The 22,376-nt window shown below is 54.4% G+C and carries 23 protein-coding genes, 1 pseudogene and 1 riboswitch; all 24 genes and pseudogenes read right to left on the minus strand.

All coding sequences use genetic code 11. The features are described from left to right. Positions 1-3 precede the first annotated feature (3 nt). The gene (locus RJD28_10945) at positions 4-1,536 is read right to left on the minus strand and encodes a cobyric acid synthase (protein WNV56836.1); all 1,533 of its coding nucleotides are present in this window, start codon (positions 1,534-1,536) and stop codon (positions 4-6) included. Continuing rightward, entirely contained in the window at positions 1,533-2,759 is a 1,227-nt protein-coding gene (locus RJD28_10950; GenBank protein ID WNV56837.1) for an aminotransferase class I/II-fold pyridoxal phosphate-dependent enzyme, read from the minus strand. Before RJD28_10950 ends, RJD28_10945 begins: the two co-directional genes overlap by 4 nt. Continuing rightward, positions 2,719-3,483 (minus strand): precorrin-3B C(17)-methyltransferase, encoded by a 765-nt coding sequence (gene cobJ / locus RJD28_10955; protein ID WNV56838.1) that lies wholly within the window; start codon positions 3,481-3,483, stop codon positions 2,719-2,721. Before cobJ ends, RJD28_10950 begins: the two co-directional genes overlap by 41 nt. 9 nt (positions 3,484-3,492) lie before the next feature. Then, on the minus strand, positions 3,493-4,251 hold the full coding sequence (cobM, locus tag RJD28_10960) for a precorrin-4 C(11)-methyltransferase (protein ID WNV56839.1): 759 nt from the start codon (positions 4,249-4,251) through the stop codon (positions 3,493-3,495). 56 nt (positions 4,252-4,307) lie between these two features. After that, positions 4,308-4,868 (minus strand): SAM-dependent methyltransferase, encoded by a 561-nt coding sequence (locus RJD28_10965; GenBank protein WNV56840.1) that lies wholly within the window; start codon positions 4,866-4,868, stop codon positions 4,308-4,310. 206 nt (positions 4,869-5,074) lie between these two features. Further along, positions 5,075-5,539 carry a large conductance mechanosensitive channel protein MscL gene (gene mscL / locus RJD28_10970; GenBank protein WNV56841.1) on the minus strand — a complete coding sequence of 155 codons (465 nt, stop codon included), beginning with the start codon at positions 5,537-5,539 and terminating at the stop codon, positions 5,075-5,077. 35 nt (positions 5,540-5,574) lie between these two features. Then, on the minus strand, positions 5,575-6,945 hold the full coding sequence (locus RJD28_10975) for an NCS2 family permease (GenBank protein WNV56842.1): 1,371 nt from the start codon (positions 6,943-6,945) through the stop codon (positions 5,575-5,577). A gap of 203 nt (positions 6,946-7,148) precedes the next feature. Beyond that, a complete protein-coding gene (locus RJD28_10980) occupies positions 7,149-7,964 on the minus strand; it encodes a stage IV sporulation protein A (GenBank protein ID WNV56843.1) in 816 nt (271 codons plus the stop codon). Further along, on the minus strand, positions 7,918-8,622 hold the full coding sequence (locus tag RJD28_10985; GenBank protein WNV56844.1) for a hypothetical protein: 705 nt from the start codon (positions 8,620-8,622) through the stop codon (positions 7,918-7,920). Before RJD28_10985 ends, RJD28_10980 begins: the two co-directional genes overlap by 47 nt. A gap of 75 nt (positions 8,623-8,697) precedes the next feature. After that, entirely contained in the window at positions 8,698-9,867 is a 1,170-nt protein-coding gene (cytX, locus tag RJD28_10990) for a putative hydroxymethylpyrimidine transporter CytX (protein ID WNV56845.1), read from the minus strand. Positions 9,868-9,871: 4 nt separating this feature from the next. Continuing rightward, positions 9,872-10,675 (minus strand): bifunctional hydroxymethylpyrimidine kinase/phosphomethylpyrimidine kinase, encoded by an 804-nt coding sequence (gene thiD, locus RJD28_10995; GenBank protein ID WNV59606.1) that lies wholly within the window; start codon positions 10,673-10,675, stop codon positions 9,872-9,874. Between the two features lie 123 nt (positions 10,676-10,798). After that, a pseudogene (gene thiE / locus RJD28_11000) lies at positions 10,799-11,359 on the minus strand (thiamine phosphate synthase). Beyond that, positions 11,352-12,605 carry a 2-iminoacetate synthase ThiH gene (gene thiH, locus RJD28_11005; protein ID WNV56846.1) on the minus strand — a complete coding sequence of 418 codons (1,254 nt, stop codon included), beginning with the start codon at positions 12,603-12,605 and terminating at the stop codon, positions 11,352-11,354. The pseudogene thiE and the gene thiH overlap by 8 nt, the downstream one beginning before the upstream one ends. 12 nt (positions 12,606-12,617) lie before the next feature. Further along, positions 12,618-13,388, minus strand: a complete 771-nt coding sequence (locus RJD28_11010; GenBank protein ID WNV56847.1) for a thiazole synthase — start codon at positions 13,386-13,388, stop codon at positions 12,618-12,620. A gap of 16 nt (positions 13,389-13,404) precedes the next feature. After that, positions 13,405-14,040 (minus strand): thiamine biosynthesis protein ThiF, encoded by a 636-nt coding sequence (thiF, locus tag RJD28_11015; protein WNV56848.1) that lies wholly within the window; start codon positions 14,038-14,040, stop codon positions 13,405-13,407. Further along, the gene (gene thiS, locus RJD28_11020) at positions 14,041-14,235 is read right to left on the minus strand and encodes a sulfur carrier protein ThiS (protein ID WNV56849.1); all 195 of its coding nucleotides are present in this window, start codon (positions 14,233-14,235) and stop codon (positions 14,041-14,043) included. Between the two features lie 107 nt (positions 14,236-14,342). Continuing rightward, positions 14,343-14,448: riboswitch (TPP riboswitch) on the minus strand. 33 nt (positions 14,449-14,481) lie between these two features. After that, complete coding sequence (locus tag RJD28_11025) at positions 14,482-15,645, minus strand: BMP family ABC transporter substrate-binding protein (GenBank protein WNV56850.1); 1,164 nt, start codon at positions 15,643-15,645, stop codon at positions 14,482-14,484. A gap of 16 nt (positions 15,646-15,661) precedes the next feature. Next, positions 15,662-16,249, minus strand: coding sequence for a hypothetical protein (locus tag RJD28_11030; protein WNV56851.1), 588 nt, complete (start codon positions 16,247-16,249; stop codon positions 15,662-15,664). 49 nt (positions 16,250-16,298) lie between these two features. Next, positions 16,299-17,219 (minus strand): ABC transporter permease, encoded by a 921-nt coding sequence (locus RJD28_11035; GenBank protein ID WNV56852.1) that lies wholly within the window; start codon positions 17,217-17,219, stop codon positions 16,299-16,301. Next, complete coding sequence (locus RJD28_11040; protein WNV56853.1) at positions 17,219-18,316, minus strand: ABC transporter permease; 1,098 nt, start codon at positions 18,314-18,316, stop codon at positions 17,219-17,221. The genes RJD28_11035 and RJD28_11040 overlap by 1 nt, the downstream gene beginning before the upstream one ends. A gap of 1 nt (position 18,317) precedes the next feature. After that, the gene (locus tag RJD28_11045; protein ID WNV56854.1) at positions 18,318-19,844 is read right to left on the minus strand and encodes an ABC transporter ATP-binding protein; all 1,527 of its coding nucleotides are present in this window, start codon (positions 19,842-19,844) and stop codon (positions 18,318-18,320) included. A 21-nt stretch (positions 19,845-19,865) separates the two neighbouring features. Further along, positions 19,866-20,837, minus strand: a complete 972-nt coding sequence (locus tag RJD28_11050) for a nucleoside hydrolase (GenBank protein ID WNV56855.1) — start codon at positions 20,835-20,837, stop codon at positions 19,866-19,868. Positions 20,838-21,083: 246 nt separating this feature from the next. Continuing rightward, positions 21,084-21,548, minus strand: coding sequence for a hypothetical protein (locus RJD28_11055; GenBank protein ID WNV56856.1), 465 nt, complete (start codon positions 21,546-21,548; stop codon positions 21,084-21,086). After that, positions 21,545-22,372, minus strand: a complete 828-nt coding sequence (locus RJD28_11060) for a hypothetical protein (GenBank protein ID WNV56857.1) — start codon at positions 22,370-22,372, stop codon at positions 21,545-21,547. The genes RJD28_11055 and RJD28_11060 overlap by 4 nt, the downstream gene beginning before the upstream one ends. Positions 22,373-22,376: the final 4 nt, after the last annotated feature.

Genomic DNA, 22,376 nt, shown 5'->3' on the forward strand with positions numbered 1-22,376 from the left:
CACTCATGCGTCTATCCCCTTTTCCAGTATCATATAAATGGCTTCCATATCCACCGACCGTCGAAGCAGATCTGCCAGCCGGTCGTATTCCTGTTCCTTGATCTGCGTCCGGGAAAGCTCCGGCGCTTCCAGACGAATGCCCTTCTTCTGCCGCAGCCAGGTCAGCAGCCGCTCCGCCGTCTCTCCCTCGTCAAAAATGCCATGGAGATACGTGCCGCAGGCCAGCCCGTCGTCGCTGACACAGCCGTCCTCCCGTCCATCGGAAAGCCGCAGAAAAGGCGCCGCGCCCTCTGCCAGAACGGAAGTACCCATGTGGATCTCATAGCCGGATACCTCGGGCAGCGCCTCTGCAGCTGCTCCGTCTTCCGTATGCCCAGACAGTACCTCCGGCAGATGCAGCACCCTTCCCCGCATCCGGGTTCTTGTCTTCTCCGCCGAAAAAACTGTGGACACCGGCAGCAGTCCCATACCCCGCAGGGTGCCTCCCGCCTCCACGCCGTCGGGATCGCTGACCTGCTCACCCATCATCTGATACCCGCCGCAGATGCCAAACACCGGCACGCCTTCCCCGTGCAGCCGACAGATGGCAGCTTCCAGGCCGCACTCCCGCAGCCATTTCAGATCCTCCAGCGTATTTTTCGTTCCCGGCAGAAAAATCAGATCCGGCCTGCCCAGTTTTTCTACGGAAGAGACATAGCGCACATGGACGCCTGCCCGGTGTTCCAGTGCAAAAAAATCCGTAAAATTGGAAATTTTCGGCAGACGGATCACCGCCACGTCGGCCTGTCCCGCCACCGGCCGGTCTTCTGTCAGCCGCTCGGACAGGCTGTCCTCCTCGTCCAGGTCAAAGGGCTCCATGGGAATGACGCCCAGCACGGGAATGCCCGTCAGCTCCCGGATTTTATTCAGGCCCGGCCGCAGGATCTCCACATCCCCCCGGAATTTGTTGATGAGAATGCCCTTGATATACGCCCGTTGCTCCGGCGGCAGCAGCATCACCGTGCCGTACACGGAGGCAAACACGCCGCCCCGGTCGATATCCGCCACCAGCAGCACCGGCGCCCCGGCCATCCGGGCCATGCCCATATTGACGATATCATTTTCCATCAGGTTGATCTCCGCCGGACTGCCCGCACCCTCCAGCACGATCACGTCATAATCAGATGCCAGCTTCTCATAGGCCTGCTTCACCGCAGGGATAAACTCCGGTTTCCGCCGGTAATAGTCCATGGCCCGCATGTTTTCCAGCACCTCGCCGTTGACGATGACCTGACTGCCCATATTGCTGGTGGGTTTTAACAGGATGGGATTCATCTCCACCCGGGGCTCCACACCTGCGGCCTCCGCCTGCATCACCTGTGCCCGGCCCATTTCCAGCCCATCCTTCGTGATGTAGGAATTCAGCGCCATGTTCTGGGATTTAAACGGTGCCGTCCGATAGCCGTCCTGATGAAAAATCCGGCAAAAACCGGCCGCCACAAAGCTTTTTCCCGCATTGGACATGGTTCCCTGTATCATGATCGATTTTGCGCTCATCTGTGTTCCTCTCCTGTGATCTCTTTCAGTGCCTGCAGCAGACGGGCATTTTCGGTGTCTGTCCGCACCGCCGTCCGGTAATCCTCCGGCCCCAGCCCTTCATAGTTGCCGCAGCTGCGCAGAAGGATCTGTTTTTGCAGCAGCCGCTGTTCCAGATCCAGGTAACCCGGCGCATGAAAGCATAGGAAATTGGCCTGCCCGTTTTTCACCGAAAAGCCAAGGGCCTCCAGACCGGTTTTCAGCTTCTCCCGCAGCGGTCGGATCGCCCGGGACGTCTGTGCCGCCCAGTCGTCATGTGCTTTTGCCGCTGCGATTCCGGCACTCTCCGCCACACAGCTCATCCCCCAGGCCTGCCCTGCCTGCTCTGCCTGACAAATCAATGCCTCATTGGCCGTCAGAAGATACCCCAGGCGGATGCCCGGCATGGCAAACAGCTTTGTAAAGGACTTTAACAGCACCAGATTCGGATACTCGTTCAGGTAAGGCTTCCAGGAACGCGCCTTCTCCTGCCCGGTGAAATCCAAAAAGCACTCATCCATCACCACGGTAATGCCCCGCTCCCGGCACTTTGCCAGAAACGCAAGCCCCCAGTCCGGCTCCACGAAAAGACCGGTGGGGTTGTTGGGATTGCAGAGAAATGCCACATCGCCGGACTGCAGTTCATCAAACAGGCGGGATTTTCTCAGGCGATATGCACAATCTTTATCCGTCCGGCTGCTTTTCCGATCATCCAATACGATCCTTTTCCCTGAAAACTTCTCCTGATTGCCTGCTGCCATCTGTCCGACAGCATCCGTTACTTTCACAGGTGTTTCTTCTGCCGCTGCGTACAAAATTTTTGCTCCTGCCGCCGTCAGCGCCCGCCCATATTCCAGGAACGAGGGCGCACACACCAGTCCCCTGGCAGGCCGAAGCCCGTAACAGAGCCGAAAAATCACATCCGCCGCCCCGGCACCGGCCATCACCCATGCGGGAGACACCTGCTCTGCTTCTGCAATGGCTGCACGCAGCGCCCGCTGGGAAGGATCGGGATAAAAAGCCGCCCGGGAAAGTCCTTCCTGCATGGCCGCCTGTACACTTGACGGGCAGCCGAAGGGATTCAGGTTCGCAGAAAAATCCAGCAGCTCCCGGTAGTCTGTCCCCAGCAGCTGCGCCGCCTCAAACACCCGGCCACCGTGACCGTTATGGCCTGCCATATCCTTTTTCTCCACCTGTTTTCTCATACCCTCTGGCCGTCACCATCCGCCCATCCAGCACCCGGGTAGCGGAATTTCCGACGATCATCACACAGAACATATCCACCTGCTCCGGCTCCACCGTCTCCAGCGTGCCGATCCACCGGCTCTGCCCGTCCCGTCCGGCGTTTCGCACGATGCCCACCACCGTGTCCGGGGAAAGGAGGCTTCGCAGGATTGCCAGCGCATCATCCAGCGGCTTCGTCCGGGTATGGCTTCTGGGATTGTACAGACAGATGACGAAATCTCCCGCCGCTGCCGCTGCCAGCCTCTTGCGGATCACCGCCGCCGGGGTCAGCAAATCACTGAGGCTGATGATACAGAAATCATTCATCAGCGGCGCCCCCAGCACGGACGCTGCCATGACTGCTGCAGTGATGCCCGGGACGATCTCCACTTCCACACCATCTGTTTTCCCTGCCGCCAGCAGCTCCAGCACCAGCCCTGCCATACCGTAGATGCCCGCATCTCCGCTGCACACCAGCGCCACGCACTGCCCCTGTCCGGCCCTTTCGATGGCCTGCATGCAGCGCTCCCGCTCGGTGCGCATGGGCGTCTGCACATATTCCTTCTCCGAAAACAGATCCCGCACCAGGGCAATGTAGGTCGTATAGCCGATGACCACATCCGCTTCTTCCACAGCCGCCCGGGCTTTTTCACTCATATACTGCTGTCCGCCGGGGCCCAGCCCCACCACATAAAGCTTTCCCATACTGCCTCCTTATTTCTCTGAAATGCCCTTCCGGTATCCGTGGGTAAATGTCTTATCATACAGCTTCGACAGCTCATGATCGCTGCCCAGAAAACCGCCCACCAGGATCAGCGCCGTCTTTGTGATGCCTGCGGCCTCCACCTCTGCCGCCAGCGTGCCCAGGGTGGCCCGGACGATTTTCTCATCCTGCCAGGTGGCCTTGTATACCGCCGCTGCCGGGGTATTTTCTCCATAGGCGGGGATCAGCTGCTCACAGAGCTTCCGAATCTGTCCCACGCTCAGGAAAATCACCATGGTTGCCTGATGCGCTGCCAGCGCCCGGATGCCTTCCCGCTCCGGCACCGGGGTGCGTCCCTCCATCCGGGTCAGGATCACTGTCTGGCTCACGCCGGGCAGAGTATACTCCGCATGCAGCGCCGCTGCCGCCCCGAGAAAAGAGCTGACACCCGGAACGATCTCATAGGGAATGCCCAGCGCCTCCAGCCGGTCCATCTGCTCCCGGTGGGCGCCGTAGATCGCCGGATCTCCCGTGTGTACCCGGGCCGTGGTAAGGCCCTCTTTTTCCGCCTGCTCCATCACCGCGATGACCTGATCCAGATGCATCCCGGCACTGTCATACACCACCGCCTCCGGTTTCCGGTCCGCCAGCACCTGGGGATTCACCAGCGAACCCGCATAAATGATCACATCCGCCCGGTCAATGATCTTTTTTCCCTTGATTGTCAGAAGCTCGGGATCTCCCGGCCCTGCACCGATAAAATATACCATATTCTGTATCTGTTCCCTTCCTCTGTTCCCATCCGGTCTTTTTACAGGATAAAAAATCACGTCCTGTCATACTTTTTATTCACAATGACTGTCGTAAAATATCCGTAATCCCGGTCTGCCTCCAGTTCGCCCACGTATTCTCCGGGCAACCCCAGGTCTGCAAACACCACCGCCACGCTCTCCTGATCCCGGGCCAGACTGATGCCTGCCAGCGCCGCCCCTGCGGAAGCCGCCGAAATGCCCGGCACCAGCTCTGCCGCAAATCCCCGCCTTTTCAATAATTGAAACACGTACATGCACGTGCTGTACAGTGTCACATCCCCCAGCGTCACCAGCGTCACCTGTCTGCCTTCCTCCAGCAGTGCCCCGATGGCCTCCGCCGCCTGTACGGCGCAGGTTTTCCACGCCTGCCGGTCACCCGACATGGAAAATTCCAGCTCCAGCACCGGTTTTTCCTTCAGATCCACCGCCTGCTTTACGATAGAAAACGCGGTTGCCGCCTTTCCATTCACCGGCACCGCCAGCACATCCGCCGCTTTTATACATCTTTTTGCCTTTTCCGTCAGCAGCGCAGGATCTCCCGGCCCCACGCCGATACCATAAAAAATTCCAGCCATATCATCTTTCTCCAACCCTGAAACCGATTCGTGCAGACCGATTTTTCATCTTTTCTATCATACACCAACCGCCCCGTCTTTCCAATAGTTTTGCACAAGTTCTTTCTGCAGCCGCATATCGCATAATATAAATAGAGAGAAAAAAGCACCCGTCATTTCTGACAGGTGCTTTCCGGATAGCATGATACAAATCATGTACATGTTGCTTACAGCTTCGGCGGCTCTTCGCCGATCACATCCAGCACAGATGTGCAGTGCGGGCAGCGGGTTGCCTCGATGGCGATCTCGGATCTGCAGTACGGGCACTTTTTCGTGGTCGGTGCTGCCGGTGCCGGTTTGCCCTTGGGCTCTCTGATCTTATTGATCATTTTTACGATCATGAATACCACAAAGGCCATGATGATGAAATTGATCACGCCGGAGATGAACACGCCGATGTTGACGGTGGCAACGCCCTCGGGCACTGCAGACAGAGTGTCATAGTGCTTGCCGTCCATGGCGAAGAAAATATTGGAAAAATCGATTTTTCCGGTGAGGACAGAAAGCAGCGGCATGATCACATCATTCACCAGCGTGCTGACCAGAGAATTGAACGCACCGCCGATGATAATGCCGACTGCCATATCAATCATGTTGCCTTTGATCGCAAATTCTTTAAATTCTTTGAGCATCTTTCATTTCCTCCTCTTTTGTTTTCAGAATGGTTTTACAGGAAAATGTATTTCAGGATGAAAAGCACGGTCAGTACATACATCACCCAGCTTAACTTCTTCTCCTTTGCTTTTCCTGTCATCACTGTGATGATGGTGTAGGAAATCACACCGATGGTGATACCCTCGGAAATACTGTAAGCCAGCGGCATGAACAGGATGGTCAGGAAGGCCGGGATGGCTTCTGTCATGTCGTCGAAATTGATCTTTACCACGTTGCCGATCATGTAGAAGCCTACGATGATCAGGGCTGGTGCCGTCGCAAAGGACGGAATGGACAGGAACAGCGGGGACAGCAGAATGGACAGCAGGAACAGCACACCGGTCGTCAGGGAGGTCAGTCCGGTACGGCCGCCCTCGGTCACGCCGGAAGCACTCTCCACGAAGGTGGTGGTGGTGGATGTACCGAAAACAGCGCCTGCGCAGGTGGCAACGGCGTCTGCCATCAGCGCACCCTTGATGTGCGGCAGCTTGCCATCCTCATCCAGCATGTCAGCCTTGGTTGCCACACCGATGAGAGTACCCAGGGTGTCAAACACATCCACGAACAGGAACGCAAACATGATAACGATGAAATCCAGCAGATTGATGCCGGACATATCCGCGCGGAATACAGCGCCAAAAGTCTTGCCGAAGGATGCCAGGTTGATGCCTGCGGAAAAATTCGGGTACAGGGAGTACATACCTGCCTCTGCATCCGGCACATACAGGCCGATGGCCTGACAGATCATGCCCAGCACCCAGGTGATCAGGATACCGAACAGGATGCCGCCCTTTACATTTTTGATCAGCAGATAGCCGGTGATGATCACGCCAATGATGGCCAGCAGCGCGGTAATACCGATGCTGTGGAAGGTGCCGCCCTTGAAATTCTGGTAGGTCAGCAGCGTGGAATCGGAATTGACAATGATCTTGGCATTCTGCAGGCCGATGAAGGCGATGAACAGACCGATGCCGACGCTGACAGCGCTTTTCAGTGTCATGGGGATGGCATCAAAAATAGCTTCCCGCACGTTGGCAAAGGACATGATGATAAATACGATACCTTCCGCAAATACAGCCATCAGTGCCACTTCCCAGGAAATGCCTCTGCCCAGGCAGACCGTGTATGCAAAGTAGGCATTCAGGCCCATGCCCGGTGCCAGTGCGAAGGGATAGTTGGCAAACAGTGCCATGCAGACCGTTCCCACAAAGGATGCCAGCGCAGTGGCAATGAGCACGGCAGACGCATCCATGCCGGCAGCTGACAGCATCGACGGGTTGACAGCCAGAATATACGCCATCGTCATGAAGGTGGTGATACCGGCCATGATCTCCGTCTTCACCGTCGTGCGATTCTCTTTCAGCTTAAAAATAGATTCAAGCATTTTGTTTCCTCCTACATCTCTCTCTTTTTCGTATTTTATAAAATATTTATAAAATCCCATCGGCTCCTATTATAGCATGTCCTTTCCGTTCCTTCCATCGTTTTATCAATTAATTTTATTTCAGACATGTTTTTCTGTAAAACGCAAAAAGAACGCCCGGCCTGACAAAACCGGACATTCTCTTTCCATATATTTTTTCTTTCTTAAATGATGATGCACACCATGCCGCCGCTGAGATCGTTGACCACCTTCTGCATCGTATCCTGCAGCTTTTCCTGGCACTCGTCGCCGATGCGGGTGAGTTTTCCGCGGATGCCGTCCTCCACCAGCTGTTCCACGGATTTTCCGAAGATGTTCGTATTCCAGATGCCGTCCTCGGTCTGCTGGTTTTCCCTGATGTAGGCGATCAGGTCGTTGGCCTGCTGCTCGCTGCCCACAATGGGGGCGATCTCCGTCTCGATGTTGGCGCGGATCAGATGGATGGACGGGGCTTCCGAGCGGATCTTGACGCCGTACTTGTTGCCCTGGCGGATGACCACCGGCTCCTCCAGCGTGATCTCTCCCTTCACCGGGCTGATGACGCCATAGCCCTTCATCCGCACCGCCTGCAGGGCATCCTGTACCTGCTCATATTCCTTTTTCATTTTGGACAGCTCCCGCACCGCCGCAATGAGCTGATACTCTCCGTCGATGGCCGCGCCGGTGAGCTCGCTGAGTGTCCGGTAATAGTAGGCCGGATCAAAGTCCACCTGCACCTTCAGGGTACCCGAGGACAGATCCATGGCCTCCTGCTTCATGGCGCGGATGAAGCTGCTCTGGGCCGTGAATTCCCGGTTCCGGACATCCCGCACCTTCTCAATGCCATCCATGTAGGCCCGGACATTTTCCAGCAGATCCTGCTTGATCTCATGGCTCTCCTCCAGCATTTCCACCCATTTGGGGATGTAATACTCGATCTGCTGCACCGGGAATTCATAGAGCACCTGCTCCAGCAGCCGGTAAATATCCTCTTTTTTCATCTGCTCGCAGTTCATGCATAAGGTGCTGACCGCATACTTTTTTCTCCAGCTCCCGCGCCAGCCCCTGCGCCTCCTCGCTGTAGGGCTTCTGGGAATTCACCAGCAGCACGAAGGGCCTGCCGATGCGTTTCAGCTCTCCCACCGTCTTCTCCTCTGCCGGAACGAAGGCTTCCCGGGGCAGCTCCCCGAAGGAGCCGTCGCCCGTCACCGCAATGCCGATGGTGGAATGGTCGCAGATCACCTTCTGGGTGCCGATCTCCGCCGCCTGGGCAAAGGGGATCTCGTGGTCGAACCAGGGCGTTTTCACCATCCGCTCTCCGTCGTCCTCGATATGCCCGGCAGCGCCCTCCACGAGAAAGCCCACACAGTCAATAAGCCGTACTTTTACCTCGATGTCCTCCCCCAGGCGGATGACAGCCGCCTCTTTGGGAATGAACTTCGGCTCCGTCGTCATGATCGTGCGGCCCGCCGCACTCTGGGGCAGTTCATCCCGGGCCTGCAGCCTGGCCCGCTCATCCTCCATCCCCGGCAGCACCAGAAGATCCATAAACCGCTTGATGAACGTGGATTTTCCGGTGCGCACCGGCCCCACGACCCCTATGTAAATCTCTCCCTTTGTCCGGGCTTGTATATCTTTATACACATCGTAATGTTCCATGACTGGCCCCCTTCACTTATCCTGCTATCATCGTATGCGGCCGTTTGATCTTCCATGCAGAAAAAGTGAAGTTTCTTAGTGTTTCCTGCGGAACAGCTTGTTGGCTGCCACGCACAGCACGATGGTAACCACCATATCCGGCAGGGTGTTGCCCACCGGGATGTCCACCTTCATGAGCTGCCGGTACAGTACAAAGCCCACAAACCACACAACCAGGTTCAGCACGTCCGCACTTTGCTCCTGGTGATCCTGCTTCAACAGGAAAAAGTCTGCGATCTGAATGGCGATCATGGGAGCGAATACCGAGCCGATGAAATAGAGGAAATCGGTGATGTCGTCCATGGGGAAGAGGCAGGCGCCCACAATGCCGATGACGGTCACCGCCACAGCCATCCATTTGCCGCTGAGTTTTTCAGACAGGGACTCGCTGGAAATCCCGGCGGAGTAAGCATCCAGGAAGGTGGTTGTCACCGTGGAAAAAACGATGATCAGAAGGCCTGCAATGCCAAGGCCCGCTTTTACCATGATCTGAGCAATATCCGATTCTCCGGTAAAAATGGCCGCACCCATGCCGATAACGTACATCCAGCAGCTGACGATGCCGTAGATGATGGTGCTGACCGCCGTGGCTTTCACCGGCTCCTTGGCTTCCCGGGTGTAGTCGCTGATGAGGGGCAGCCAGGACAGGGGCATGGCCACAGACAGCTCCACCGCTGCCCCGAAGGACATCATGTCGCCGCCTGCGCTGGCCATCGTGTCTTTTCCGAAAATGGTGAAGCTTAAGATGACCGTGAGGATGAGCAGCGCCGCCATGGCCACGGTATTGATCTTTCCCAGATTTTCAATGCCAATGACGATCCACACAATGATGAGGCCGCCGATGAGCAGGCACCAGATCCATTTGCCTGCGGCAATCACGCCGTCTGCTGCCAGCGCCCCGTCGTAGATCATGATGGCGGTCCAGCCCACCAGCTGGACAATGTTCAGCACGGAGAACAGCAGGCCACCCTTGCTGCCAAAGCTCATTTTCGCCGTTTCCATGGCACTTTTGCGCACACTGCCGCCGATGACACCGGCGCAGAACAGCATGAGGCAGCCGATGACATGGCCCACGAGGATAGCCAGCAGGCCCCTGGAAAAGCCCAGCGGTGCAAAATAGGTGCCGGTGAGGATCTCTGCCAGGGACACCGCCGCCCCAAACCAGATCAAACCGTTTTCAAAAAGGGAAGTATATTTTTCTTTCATGGATTTATGCCTCCTTCGCAAATTCCCCGGTCAGGGCAAAGCCGTGGTTCATGGGGCCGGAACCTGCCCCCAGATCCAGCATGTCAGCCAGTGCACCGGAAATGTAGGCTTTCGCCCGTTTCACCGATTCCTCCAGAGAAAATCCCTTGGCCAGGTTGGAGGCAATGGCGCTGGACAGGGTACAGCCGGTGCCGTGGGTGTTGGGATTGTGGATCCGTTTGCCCAGGAACCACCGGCTCCTGCCGCCCATATACAGCAGATCGTTGGCATCGTTGATGCTGTGTCCGCCCTTTAACAGCACGGCACAGCCAAAGGTATCGCCGATGATCTTTGCTGCTGCTTCCATGTCCTTTTCATCATGGATATCCATGCCGGACAGCATCTGGGCCTCAGGAATGTTGGGTGTCACCAGCTCCGCCAGAGGCAGCAGCCGGTCCATCAGCGTCTGGATGGCATCGGTCTTCAAAAGGGAAGAACCGCTGGTGGCCACCATCACCGGATCCACCACGATATGCCGGGCCTTCCATTGGGTCAGCCCATCGGCAATGACGTGGATCAGTTCACTGGAAGACACCATGCCGATCTTCACCGCATCCGGGAAAATGTCAGAAAATACCGCATCCATCTGTTCCTTTAAAAATGCCGGGGAAGCTTCCTCAATGGCCGTGACGCCGGTGGTGTTCTGGGCCGTCAGCGCGGTCACCGCACTCATGGCAAACACACCGTTCATGGTCATGGTTTTTAAATCCGCCTGGATGCCGGCGCCGCCGCTGCTGTCGCTGCCTGCGATGGTCAGTGCCATCTTCATTTTTTTCGGCGGCTTTTCTTCGCCTGCATGGGCCTGGGTCTTCAGCTCTTCCGCCGCAGCCTTTAACTCTTCTGCCGCTTTTCTGGGATCCGTTGCCTTCATGATAGCGGATACCACACAGATGCCCGCAATGGGAATGCCCTGTAACACATCAAGATTTCCCATGTTCAGGCCGCCGATGGCGTTGACCGGAATGGGCACAGCCTGACAGATGTCCCGCAGGGTGTCCGGGGAAGTGAGCACGGTTTTTACCTTGGTGGTGGTGGGATAAATGGCCCCCACACCCAGATAATCTGCCCCCTGTTCGTAAGCCTCCTGTGCCTGGGCCACTGTTTTTGTCGTGGCACCCACGATCTTATCCTCTCCCATCAGGGAGCGGGCCAGGGACACCGGCAGGTCGGACTGTCCCACATGGACACCCTCCGCGTCCACCGCCAGCGCCACGTCCACCCGGTCATCAATGATGAGAGGCACCTGATATTTTTTCGCCAGCGTATGTACTTTTTCCGCCAGCGCCATATACTCTCTCGTCGTCCGGTTTTTCTCCCGCAGCTGCATGATGGTGGCGCCGCCCATGAGGGCCAGCTCCACCCGGCGCAGGAATTCGTCCTCGTCCCAGCCGGTGCTGTCGGTGATAAAATAAAGGGTCGTATCTATTCTTCTCATTTTGTTATCCTCACACATACAAATAGTCGTTCAGTACCGGCTGCAGCCCTTCGTCCGCAATGTCCTGATACATGGTTTCCAGGCTGCGGGCATCGTCGATCTCAAACTGCTCGTCGCCCTGCTCCCCGTCGGCCTCTTTGCCGCTGTACTTGCTCTCATGATCCCCGATACCGGTGGAAACCCCGGCAGACACCTTGGTGGCCGCGATCTTCACGATGCCGTCCCGGAAGGAAGCGCTCTCCCTGGAAGACACGGTGATGCCCACAAAGGGCAGGAAGATCCGGTACGCGCAGATGACCTGACAGAGCTGGCTTTCATGCACATCCAGCGGATTGATCTTGTCATTGTTGATGATGGGACGAAGCCGCGGGCAGGACAGGGACATTTCCGCATACGGGTATTTCCGCTGCAGATAGTACACGTGCAGAGCGCTGGCCAGTGCATCCTTGCGGAAATCCGACAGTCCCAGCAGTGCCGAGAACGCCACGCCTCGCATGCCGCCCATGAGGGCACGTTCCTGGGCCTCGAACCGGTACGGCCATACCCGCTTATGTCCCATCAGATGCAGGGTTTCATATTTATCCGCATCATACGTTTCCTGAAAAACGGTCACATAGTCAGCGCCGCATTCGTGGAGATATCGGTACTCATCGGTGTTCACCGGATAAATCTCCAGCCCCACCATGCGAAAATATTTCCGGGCCAGCTTGCAGGCCTCCCCGATATAATGGACGTCACTCTGGCTGCGGCTCTCGCCGGTGAGAATGAGGATTTCCTCCATTCCGCTGTCGGCGATGACCTTCATCTCTTTTTCAATCTGCTCCATGGACAGCTTCATGCGGTTGATGTGGTTATAGCAGTTAAACCCACAGTACACGCAGTAGTTTTCACAGTAATTGGCAATGTACAAAGGGGTAAACAGATACACCGTGTTGCCGAAATGCTTGCCCGTCTCCCGTCTGGCCCGCTGGGCCATCTGCTCCAGAAACGGTTCCGCCGCCGGGGAAAGCAGTGCCTTAAAGTCCTCGATGGAACACGTCTCATGCTCCAGCGCCGCCAGCACATCCCTGGCCGTATATTTGCTGTAATCGTAGGACTGCATCTGCGCCATCACCTGGTCGCGCACATCGGACCGGATCTGCTCCATGCCCGGCAGATATTCCATATGGTTCTTTCTGCTGGACGGATCGGTTTCCAGCCGGTGCTTTTTCTCCAGCGCTTCCGGGGAAAGGTAAGAGGAATCTACAAAAAACTGATTTTCCATTCCCATCGCCCCCTAATTGCGCAGAAATCCGGTGAGCGGATCGGATGCGGATGCGCCCCGGGTCAGCACGCGGCCCAGGCCTGCCAGATATGCCTGTCGTCCGGCTTCGATAGCTTTCTTGAAAGCGGAAGCCATCAGCGGCAGATCCCCGGCGGTTGCCAGCGCCGTGTTTGCCATGATGGCCGCAGCGCCCATCTCCATGGCCTCGCACGCCTGGGACGGTCTGCCGATGCCCGCATCCACAATGATGGGCAGGTCGATCTCATCAATGAGGATCTGGATAAATTCTCTGGTAGCCAGTCCCTTGTTGGAACCGATGGGGGATGCCAGCGGCATGACAGCAGCTGCACCGGCGTCCACCAGATCTCTGGCCACGTTCAGATCCGGGTACATATAAGGCATGACCACAAAGCCCTCCTTGGCCAGCACCTCTGTGGCCTTGATGGTTTCCTGATTGTCCGGCAGCAGGTATTTGCTGTCCCGCATGATCTCTATTTTTACAAAATCACCGCAGCCCAGCTCTCTGGCAAGCCGTGCGATGCGGATGGCCTCCTGGGCATTTCTCGCACCGCTGGTGTTGGGCAGCAGCGTCACATTCTTCGGGATATAGTCCAGGATGTTCTCCTGTTCCTTTGTGTTTGCCCGGCGCACCGCCAGGGTAATGATCTGGGCACCGGCATCCTGCACCGCTGCCTCGATGAGTTTCATGGAATATTTTCCTGAGCCCAGAATAAAACGCGAGTCAAACGTATGACCGCCAATAACCAATTTGTCGTCTTTCATGTAATCTTCCTTCTTTCTATGCTTCCAGTTCTCCTGACAGAATCCGCAGGATCATATGTGCCTCATGGGCTGCGCAGGCCATCACCCGGGGTGCCACCAGTCCCATGCCGTCGTTCACATCACTGACGCCGTCCCCGCACAGATAAAAATGGTCGGTGATCCTTCTCGTGCGGATGAGATTGGTACTCTTCATGCCCGCCATGCCGGAGCCCGCCACCAGATATTTTTCTGGCATCTGCTCCAGCACCACGTTCACCAGCATGGCCTTACATACCGGGTTGTCAAAGGCTTCGCACACCACATCCGCCTCTGCCAGCAGTGCCGGGGCATTCTCCTCTGTGATCTTCACATTGTGCAGCTCCAGCTCCGTATAGGGTGCGATCTCCCTTAAGTTTTCCGCCAGCGCCTCCACCTTGGGACGCCCCAGCTGTGCTGCCTTGTACTGCTGCCGGTGCAGATTGGTGATATCCACCCGGTCAAAATCCATAAGGATCAGCTTGCCGATCCCTGCCCGGGCCAGGGAAACAGCCACGTTGGATCCTAAGCCTCCCAGCCCGCATACCGCAACCGTGGCGTTGGAAAACGCCCGTTGCCGCTCCTTCCCATGCCGCAATTCCAACACCTGCATCCACTCTTCCTTTGATGGGATCATTCAGCCACCTCCCACAAAGCTTACCACTTCAATACAATCCTCATCCTGCAGTACGGTACTGCCGTACCGGGCTTTCGGAACGATCTCTCCGTTTTTCTCCACCGCGATCCGGGTGAGATCATAGCTGGTCGTCTTCAGGTAATCCTGCAGTGTAAGTCCTGCGATGGATCGTGCTTCTCCATTTACGGTTACCATTTCAATCCCTCCTTTTTCCCAATTTGAAGATTCAGATACACCCTTCATAAGACCGCGCAAAAAGGGGCCGCCGATCTGGCAGCCCCTTCTGTGCTTTATTGCTCCCTCTGCTTCGCAGCGGGTGTCCCTCCGTTGGCATTATCCAAATCAGGTTCTCGGTCGAAGGTCACACCTTCCTCTCAGCCTGTCTTACAAGCTCCCGTTTTTCCATATCCAATTATCAGTTCTGTATCCGAATGGATCCAATTACTGGTTGATATACTGATCGATCATTGCCTTGATCTCATCCTGCGGTTTGCCGATCGCACCCTCAACCTTCAGTGTACCGTCAGACATCTCGGATTTTGCTTTTTCGATGGCTGCTTTACCGGCATCGGATACGATGGAGCTGTACAGATCGTTCTCTACAATACCTGCAGCATCATCAGCAACGCCCTTTACCTGGTACTCACCGAAAGGAAGGGTACCTTTGTCCAGGTACTCCTGGATCGTAGCGTAAATCACATTTCCGCCCTGTTTGATAGCGGAAGTAACGAATCTGCTCTGGATATCGGGATCCTCTGTGTACATTAAGGACTGGTCGGAATCAACACCGATGACATATTTGCCAACCTCGGCTGCTGCTGTATGTACACCGTTGCCGGATCCGCCTGCGCAAGCAAAGATCACATCGGCACCGGCATCATTGTACTGTGTCAGAGCCTGTGTTCTTGCCGTGTCAGGATCGTTCCATGCACCAACATAGTTATAAACGATCTTTGTATCAGGATCGAAATATTTCGCACCCTGAATGTAACCAACGAAGAACTCCTGGATGGGAACAGTCTCGTCCATACCGCCGATAAAGCCCACAGTCTTTGCACCGCTTGTGCCCTCTACACCGGAGGATGCAACATCAGCTGCAGCGATACCGGCGAGGAAAGAAGCCTCAGATACGGAGAAATCAACACCATACATGTTGCCGTTCTCAGCCTGGTCTAGCACGTTCTCGTTCAGAATAACAGTTGCCAGATCCGGATACTCGTTAGCAATCTCTACCAGGTTATCCTTAAAGTCAGATGCTGTGATGATCAGATCTGCGCCGGCATCTGCCGCCTCATACATGGCAGTCAGATTTGCCTGCAGATCCGCAGTTGTCTCGATGACATGTATGTTGGCCTTGTCAGCCAGCTCTGTTGCTGCTCTGTCTCCACCCTCAGCCATGCTGTCCCAGTAGGAAAGGTCTCCTCTGTTTTTGATGAACACATAGATCTCAGCCTTCTCGCCATCATCAGCTGCAGCCTCATCTGTGCTGTCTGCTGCCTCTGTGGAATCCTCTGCCTTGTCTGTGCTGCTGTCAGAAGAACCGCAGCCTGCAAGCATACCTACTGCCATTGCACCGGTCAGTAATAATGCCAGTAACTTTTTCATTTCTTTTTCCTCCTGTTTACTCTTCTTCTTTTTTCTTAGCTTCTTCTTCGCACATCTTGTACAGGGTCTGACGATAAGAATCATCATAATCCTCCCATAACGGCTCTACCTTGCTCGCCTCGTTCAGGAAGTAGAAAACATCTCTGCCCATTGCTCTTCCCTTGATGGTGTGCATGTCCATGGCATAATCCGGAATCTCCGGCACATAACCTGCCTCAAATTCCTTCATGATGATATTTTTAATATGGTCGGTAGAACGCTCCTTCTTACATTTGCACAGATAACGGATCGCGTGCATGAAGAAAATCGGGCGGTCCCCATCGCCATATGCGAATTCTTTTCTCAAATCATTCATGGTCTTGACAAACATCGGTGCATCGGTATTGCCGAAGCCGATATCCTCCACGGAAATAACCAGAAGCCGGTTCCACATTTTCTCTTCGTGGAAGGTAGATGTAATGTACAGCTCATACGCCATGCGCAGAGCCAGCTCCTCTTCTCCACGGCGGATACATTTCTGCAGCGCGGAAATCACAAGATCTGCATCCAGTCCGCTCTTTGTTTTTGTATTTGACCAGGGATCATAATAAACACTGTTTGCCATTTGGTCTTTGTCCTCCTTTGATTTATGAAAAACACCAGTTATCCGGGACTTATGCAGCCTTGGCACGGCGTTCCTCTGCTTTTGACTTGCTCACCTGCAAAATGGTAAGCACAACAATGATAAACACATACGGGAATGCATCGATCAGCTTCAGATCCAGATTACTATAAAGCTGCAGATACACCGTGATCGTGTCCGAAAATCCATAGAGCATGGAGCTTAAGAAGCCCACTACCGGATTGCCCTGACTGATGGCCTGCATCGCCAGAGACAGGTATCCTCTTCCTGCCACCATACCGGCGGTAAAGGATTTGAGGGAACCCATAGAAAGATACATGCCGCCCAGTGCACAGAACACGCCGCAGAACAGCAGCGAAATGAACCGGGTCTTGAGCACGTTGATGCCTGCAGACCGGGCAGCCTCCTCGTTCTCTCCCACGGCCCGGATGTTCAGCCCCAGCTTCGTCTTATACAGTAAAAACCAGGTCACTGCCACCAGGATCCATCCCACATAGGTTAAAAAATTGTGTCCGGAAAGCACCTTACCGATAAACGGAATGGCGGAAAGTCCGGGAATTTTAACATTCGGAAAGGTTTTGCTTACCAGAGAACTGCTGGTGATCTTACTGCCTGCAGTCAGTACAAGGACAAATACCGTGCCACCTGTCGCTACCAGATTGATGGCCACGCCACAGGCATTCATGGGACCGCGCATCACCAGGGTAAAATATCCCAGGATAAAGGACACCAGAATACCGAAAAACAGACCTGCCACGGCTCCCACCAGAAGATTGCCGGTCCAGGCACTGCCCAGAACACCGGCCAGGGCACAGATGAGCATGGTCCCCTCAATAGCCAGATTGAAGATTCCCGCCTGGCTGACGATATTGGCTGCCAGTGTGGCAAGCATCACCGGCGTTGTGCTGGCAAGCACAGAAAACCAGAAACTGGATGATAAAAGGAATCCCATTATGCATTGCCTCCTTCCTGTGCTGCTGCAAGCTCTGCCTGCTCCAGGGCAAGCTTCTGCTCATGCTTTTGTTTGAATTTATACAGGAACCGGTCGGATGCTACCAAAAGGATGATGATGCCCTGCAGAAGGGTAACCACCTCCGGATCCAGATCCGTAGAACGGGACATGATCTCTGCCCCGATCCGCAGGTACGCAATGAAAAATGCGGTCAGCGGAATAAATACCGGATTCTCATTTGCCAGCATATGGACAAGAAGGCCGTCCCACACATAGTTTACCTGGCTCTGCCAGTAGAAACGTTTGTACATACCGACCATCTCAATGGCACCACCCATACCGGCGAAAATGCCGCCCATGAACTGTGCCAGCAGAATGACCTTCCCGGTCTTGATGCCGGCTGCCCTGGCAAATTCCGGGTTGATACCGGTGACACGCACTTTATAACCAAAGGAAGTCTTCTCCATCAGCACCACAACGAAAATAACTGCTGCGATGAGGATGAGGAAGCCATAGTTCATGCTCGTCCCCTTGATCAGATTGCCCAGCTTGGCATCCTTGGGAAATTTGGCGCTGCCCCAGGTTCCGGTCCCCTCCAGAAAGAAAGCGCTGATGATAGACAGCCCCAGATAGTAAAACACAGAGTTGAACATAATGGAAAGCACCGTCGGGTCTACCTTCGTATATTTATTGATCAGCACCGGCAGCATGGAAATAAATCCACCTGCGATGGCTGCTGCCACAATGAGCACAAACTGATGTAAAATATTGGGCAGCGGCACCCGAATGGCAATGGCGGTGGCGATGACAGCTCCCATATAAAATGCTCCGTCTGCACCAATATTAAAAATACCGCTCCGCAGCACAATGTTCAGGGACAGGCCTGTAAAGATCAGCGGCACTGCACGCTCAATGACATTGAAAAAGCTCCGCTTTGTCTGCAGGGGGCCCAGCATCAGCTTCTGTATGGCAAATACCGGCTCCTCACTGACGAAAAAGATAATCGCAAACACGATCAGCAATGCGATCACCATGGCGATCACGGTACGGATGACATTGAAATAGTTCATGATGTCAAATTTCTTTTTGGTATTCATGTTATGCCTCCGCTCCTTCCTGATGTTTGATACCGAGCATGTAAAGCCCCAGCTCCTGCTCACTGACCTTCGGCCGGTTGCTTAAGGATGCCACAACCCTGCCTTTATGCATGACAAGGATCCGGTCACTCAGAGCAATGAGTTCATTCAGATCCGCCGATGCCAGAATGATCCCCTTGCCCGCGCTTCGCATCTCCAGGATCTTCTGATGGATGAAGTTCATGGCGCCCACGTCTACGCCCCGGGTTGGCTGATCCAGCACGAGCAGATCGCTGCCAGCGCAGAACTCCCTTGCTACGATAGCTTTCTGGATATTACCGCCGGACAGGCTCTTGATCGGCTGATTCTCGTCCTTTGTCTTTACGTTATATTCTCTGATCAGTGCCTGGCAGTGTTCCCTGACCTTCTTAAAATCAATGAGCTTGCTCTTCTTTGCGAAGGAATCGATATTGGACACGACCATGTTCTCCTGTACGCTCATGATGGCTGCGCAGCCGTTATACAGACGATCCTCCGGCACATAGGACATACCAAGCTTGCGCACATGGGCAATGGATGCCTTCGTGATATCCTCATTTTTAAACAGCACCTGGCCGGAACGTGCTCTTAAGTTTGCTGTAATGATCCTGATGAGTTCACTCTGTCCGTTGCCTTCCACGCCGGCAATACCCACGATTTCCTTATTGCGCACGGTAAAGCTGACGCCGTCCAGCTTCATGACGTCAAACCGATCCTTGTACGTCAGGTTTTCCACTTTGAGGAGATCCTCATCCGGCTCCAGCACTTCTTTCTCATAATCAAAGGAAACGACACGCCCCACCATCTTATTGGAAATCTCTTCCTCTGTGACATCAGCGGTATCGAATGTGCCTTTCGTCTTGCCGCCCTTTAAAACGGTGATCCGGTCACTGATCCGTTTCACCTCGTTGAGTTTATGGGAAATAAAGATAATGGTCATTCCCTGTTTTTTCAGGTCGATGAGCCGTTCAAACAATTCCTCCGTCTCCTGAGGTGTCAGCACCGCAGTAGGCTCGTCCAGAATGATGAGTTTTGCACCTCTGTACAGGATCTTCAGGATTTCCAGCTTCTGCTTCATGCCGACGCTCATATCCCGGACCCTTCGCTGGGGATCAATGTCAAAATTATATTTTGCCGCAATGGCACGGGTCTTCTCCACGTCTTCCTTCCGGTTGCTGATAAATTTCTCTTCCTTGATGCCCAGCATCAGGTTTTCCGCTCCGGTCAGGGAATCCACCAGCATAAAATGCTGATGTACCATACCGATTCCTGCTGCGATGGCATCGCTGCTGGAATTAAAATGCACTTCTTCTCCTCTTAAAAACACCTGGCCGGAGGTGATGGGGATCAGGCCGAACAGTATCTTCATCAGCGTACTCTTTCCCGCACCGTTTTCCCCTACCAGTGCGTGGATCTCGCCCTCCCGGACGTCAAAGCATATATTGTGGTTGGCCAGTACACCGCCCTCATATATCTTCGTTACATTCTTTAATTCCAACAGCGTTCCCATTGGCAGCCCACTCCTTTTATCTTATGCACCAGCCTGACCGGCAAGCACGTTTTCCACAGTCGCAAAGAAATTCTCCTCAAACGCTGCACTGTCCACAAACAGGGCACCGCATGTATGATAATCGGTATCATCGCATTTTTCCAGATTCTCGCAGGTACGGCCGTCCGCTTCTCCTTCGGTCACACAGGTCAGATGCATGGGGATGGTGGTGATCCACTCCGGATGCAGCGCCGCACCCACAGCCAGCGGGTCATGCAGCGCACAGCCCTTCAGATACGGATGCATCACACGGTACGCATCCAGATAATATTCCACCAGTTTCGCCAGAAAATCTGCCCGTCCGGTACCGATCGTCTGCCAGCGCTGCAGATCTGCAAAGCTCATCAGTGTTTTTCTCGTCACATCCAGACCGATGACTGTCAGCGGAGGTTCTGTCTCCAGCACCAGCTTCACAGCTTCCGGATCCATGCCCGCATTGGCCTCCTTATATGGATTCACATTCCCGGGTGCTGCCAGCGCCCCCACCATGGAATACACTGCACCGATCTGATCAAGGATACCCGGCTCCTTTGTGATCACCCGGGCCAGATCGGTCATGGGGCCTGTGGTTACCAGCACCAGATCTTTGCCGTAGGTATGGATGCTGTCAATGATGTAATCCACCGACTCCTCCACCACTGCGCCGGCCACATCCTCCGGCTCATAATCTCCAAACTGATTCGCCATACCGTCCTGCCCATGGATCTTACTGCCCGCCAGCTTATAATCCCGTCCCGGACGGACGATAGGTACCGCACTTCCCATGTATACAGGCACCTGCGCCCCCAAAAGTTCCACCAGCTTTTTTGTATTCCGGTATGTATTCTCCACAATGGACATACCATAGGAAACCGTGATGCCGATCAGCTCCATCTCCTGCTGCCCGATGGCATAGGCGATGGCCAGCGCATCATCAATTCCCGTGTCCACACTCAGTATCATTTTCTTCTTCATCTGTCTGTCAGTTCCTTTTATTTCTGTCTTTTTTACTTTTTATAGCACTTCTGTCCTCAGGTGTCCGGTAAATGAGCCCGAAACACGAAAAATGGGCAAAACGCCCTTCCTTCCTATGATTATACAACATCAGCAGAATGGTTTCAATTTATTTTTCACGCCAATCAGTTATAAGTTTTACTTATAACTATTCCTGTCGGCCTCACATGCGGCAAGCAAATGAAAATTCTCACCCGCAACACCCCTCTACGGAATCTCCAGTGTCTGTTCATGGGTATCATCCTTATACCCGGCACTATAAGATACCTTCACCTGCTTCACACCGTCCCGAACGTAAATCCGATCCTTAAGCACAGTCTGTCTTCCTGCCGGGATCATTGCTGTCCCCGCATACTTGAGGCTGCTGTACCGCCCAGGATCATCGGTCTGTATGTCATCATAAGATTTCCCGTCATACCCCCGCCAGACAGCAGTCTCCTCCGTGCCGAACCGACTGTCATTGCGCACTGTAATGTGCACCTCATAAGCCGAATAGCCCAGGGCACAATCTGCTTCCACAGGCATCACGTTGAAATCCTCCACAGTCAGAATGCTGTCCCGGTAATACTCCCGGTTCTCCCTCATCTCAGTCAGCATAGAAACAACCCCGAGCAACGCCAGACCGGTCACCAGACCCAGCGCTCCTTTGGCGATCACGGAAATCAGTCTCATTCCTCCACCTCCTCTGGCAGCTCCACCGGCAGCTCATACACCGCTTTTAACACCTGCATCCGGTTATCCGGTCGATACCGGTCTTCCAGACAGATCCGGGGCTTCGAAAAACCAGGCTCCGCAAAGAAGATCACATCTCCTTCCACATCGCTCTCATAACCAAAATCATAGGATTCCAGCAGGCGAAGGCCATAATATATCTCATAGCTGGAAAAATCGTAGGAAGACACCGCCTCCTTGAAAATCTCTTCACCATCCGTATCTGTATAAGCCAGATAGGGTGCATCCAGAGATGTCTCGTAGGTCGGATATTCCTCAGAATTCCTGATCCGCAGATGCACCGCCACACACATCTGCCCTGCCGGAAATTCCGGGCGGACATCTACCTTTTCCAACACCTTCGCCCCCAGAACCGTCACTGTGCGGGTGCCGATCTGTGCCGGTTCCCCGACGGGCACTTCCACGATGGAAAGATCCGATAATGCCGCCTCCTTCGCCAGCTGTTTCTCCTGCACAATGGTGCAAAGGCCGTTCAGCAGACCGGACAGGAACAAAAGTGCGATACAGCAGACCACATAAATCACCGAGCCCTTATGACTGCCCGTCTGTGTCTTTGCCTTTGTCCCGCCTGCGGCGGCGTTTCCATCCTCCACATACGTATAAATATCCCGGTCTGTACCTGCAGCATCAAATCCCAGATCTACCCGTTCCTCTGTTTCCGGCTCCTGCTGCGGGTTGTCCTGTTTCTGAAAGGTTCCGCATTTGGGACAGATTCCATAGTATTTCTCATAATCAAAAAGTTTTCCGCAGTTTTTACATTTCATCGGT

This window comes from Oscillospiraceae bacterium NTUH-002-81, assembly GCA_032620915.1.
GTDB lineage: Bacteria > Bacillota > Clostridia > Lachnospirales > Lachnospiraceae > JAGTTR01.

What these genes read in the sequence shown, in the direction of transcription:
- RJD28_10945 (WNV56836.1), bottom strand. Translation starts at nt 1,536, where the DNA reads ATGAGCGCAAAATCGATCATGATACAGGGAACCATGTCCAATGCGGGA.
- RJD28_10950 (WNV56837.1), bottom strand. Translation starts at nt 2,759, where the DNA reads ATGAGAAAACAGGTGGAGAAAAAGGATATGGCAGGCCATAACGGTCAC.
- cobJ (WNV56838.1), bottom strand. Translation starts at nt 3,483, where the DNA reads ATGGGAAAGCTTTATGTGGTGGGGCTGGGCCCCGGCGGACAGCAGTAT.
- cobM (WNV56839.1), bottom strand. Translation starts at nt 4,251, where the DNA reads ATGGTATATTTTATCGGTGCAGGGCCGGGAGATCCCGAGCTTCTGACA.
- RJD28_10965 (WNV56840.1), bottom strand. Translation starts at nt 4,868, where the DNA reads ATGGCTGGAATTTTTTATGGTATCGGCGTGGGGCCGGGAGATCCTGCG.
- mscL (WNV56841.1), bottom strand. Translation starts at nt 5,539, where the DNA reads ATGCTCAAAGAATTTAAAGAATTTGCGATCAAAGGCAACATGATTGAT.
- RJD28_10975 (WNV56842.1), bottom strand. Translation starts at nt 6,945, where the DNA reads ATGCTTGAATCTATTTTTAAGCTGAAAGAGAATCGCACGACGGTGAAG.
- RJD28_10980 (WNV56843.1), bottom strand. Translation starts at nt 7,964, where the DNA reads ATGAAAAAAGAGGATATTTACCGGCTGCTGGAGCAGGTGCTCTATGAA.
- RJD28_10985 (WNV56844.1), bottom strand. Translation starts at nt 8,622, where the DNA reads ATGGAACATTACGATGTGTATAAAGATATACAAGCCCGGACAAAGGGA.
- cytX (WNV56845.1), bottom strand. Translation starts at nt 9,867, where the DNA reads ATGAAAGAAAAATATACTTCCCTTTTTGAAAACGGTTTGATCTGGTTT.
- thiD (WNV59606.1), bottom strand. Translation starts at nt 10,675, where the DNA reads ATGAAGATGGCACTGACCATCGCAGGCAGCGACAGCAGCGGCGGCGCC.
- thiH (WNV56846.1), bottom strand. Translation starts at nt 12,605, where the DNA reads ATGGAAAATCAGTTTTTTGTAGATTCCTCTTACCTTTCCCCGGAAGCG.
- RJD28_11010 (WNV56847.1), bottom strand. Translation starts at nt 13,388, where the DNA reads ATGAAAGACGACAAATTGGTTATTGGCGGTCATACGTTTGACTCGCGT.
- thiF (WNV56848.1), bottom strand. Translation starts at nt 14,040, where the DNA reads ATGATCCCATCAAAGGAAGAGTGGATGCAGGTGTTGGAATTGCGGCAT.
- thiS (WNV56849.1), bottom strand. Translation starts at nt 14,235, where the DNA reads ATGGTAACCGTAAATGGAGAAGCACGATCCATCGCAGGACTTACACTG.
- RJD28_11025 (WNV56850.1), bottom strand. Translation starts at nt 15,645, where the DNA reads ATGAAAAAGTTACTGGCATTATTACTGACCGGTGCAATGGCAGTAGGT.
- RJD28_11030 (WNV56851.1), bottom strand. Translation starts at nt 16,249, where the DNA reads ATGGCAAACAGTGTTTATTATGATCCCTGGTCAAATACAAAAACAAAG.
- RJD28_11035 (WNV56852.1), bottom strand. Translation starts at nt 17,219, where the DNA reads ATGGGATTCCTTTTATCATCCAGTTTCTGGTTTTCTGTGCTTGCCAGC.
- RJD28_11040 (WNV56853.1), bottom strand. Translation starts at nt 18,316, where the DNA reads ATGAATACCAAAAAGAAATTTGACATCATGAACTATTTCAATGTCATC.
- RJD28_11045 (WNV56854.1), bottom strand. Translation starts at nt 19,844, where the DNA reads ATGGGAACGCTGTTGGAATTAAAGAATGTAACGAAGATATATGAGGGC.
- RJD28_11050 (WNV56855.1), bottom strand. Translation starts at nt 20,837, where the DNA reads ATGAAGAAGAAAATGATACTGAGTGTGGACACGGGAATTGATGATGCG.
- RJD28_11055 (WNV56856.1), bottom strand. Translation starts at nt 21,548, where the DNA reads ATGAGACTGATTTCCGTGATCGCCAAAGGAGCGCTGGGTCTGGTGACC.
- RJD28_11060 (WNV56857.1), bottom strand. Translation starts at nt 22,372, where the DNA reads ATGAAATGTAAAAACTGCGGAAAACTTTTTGATTATGAGAAATACTAT.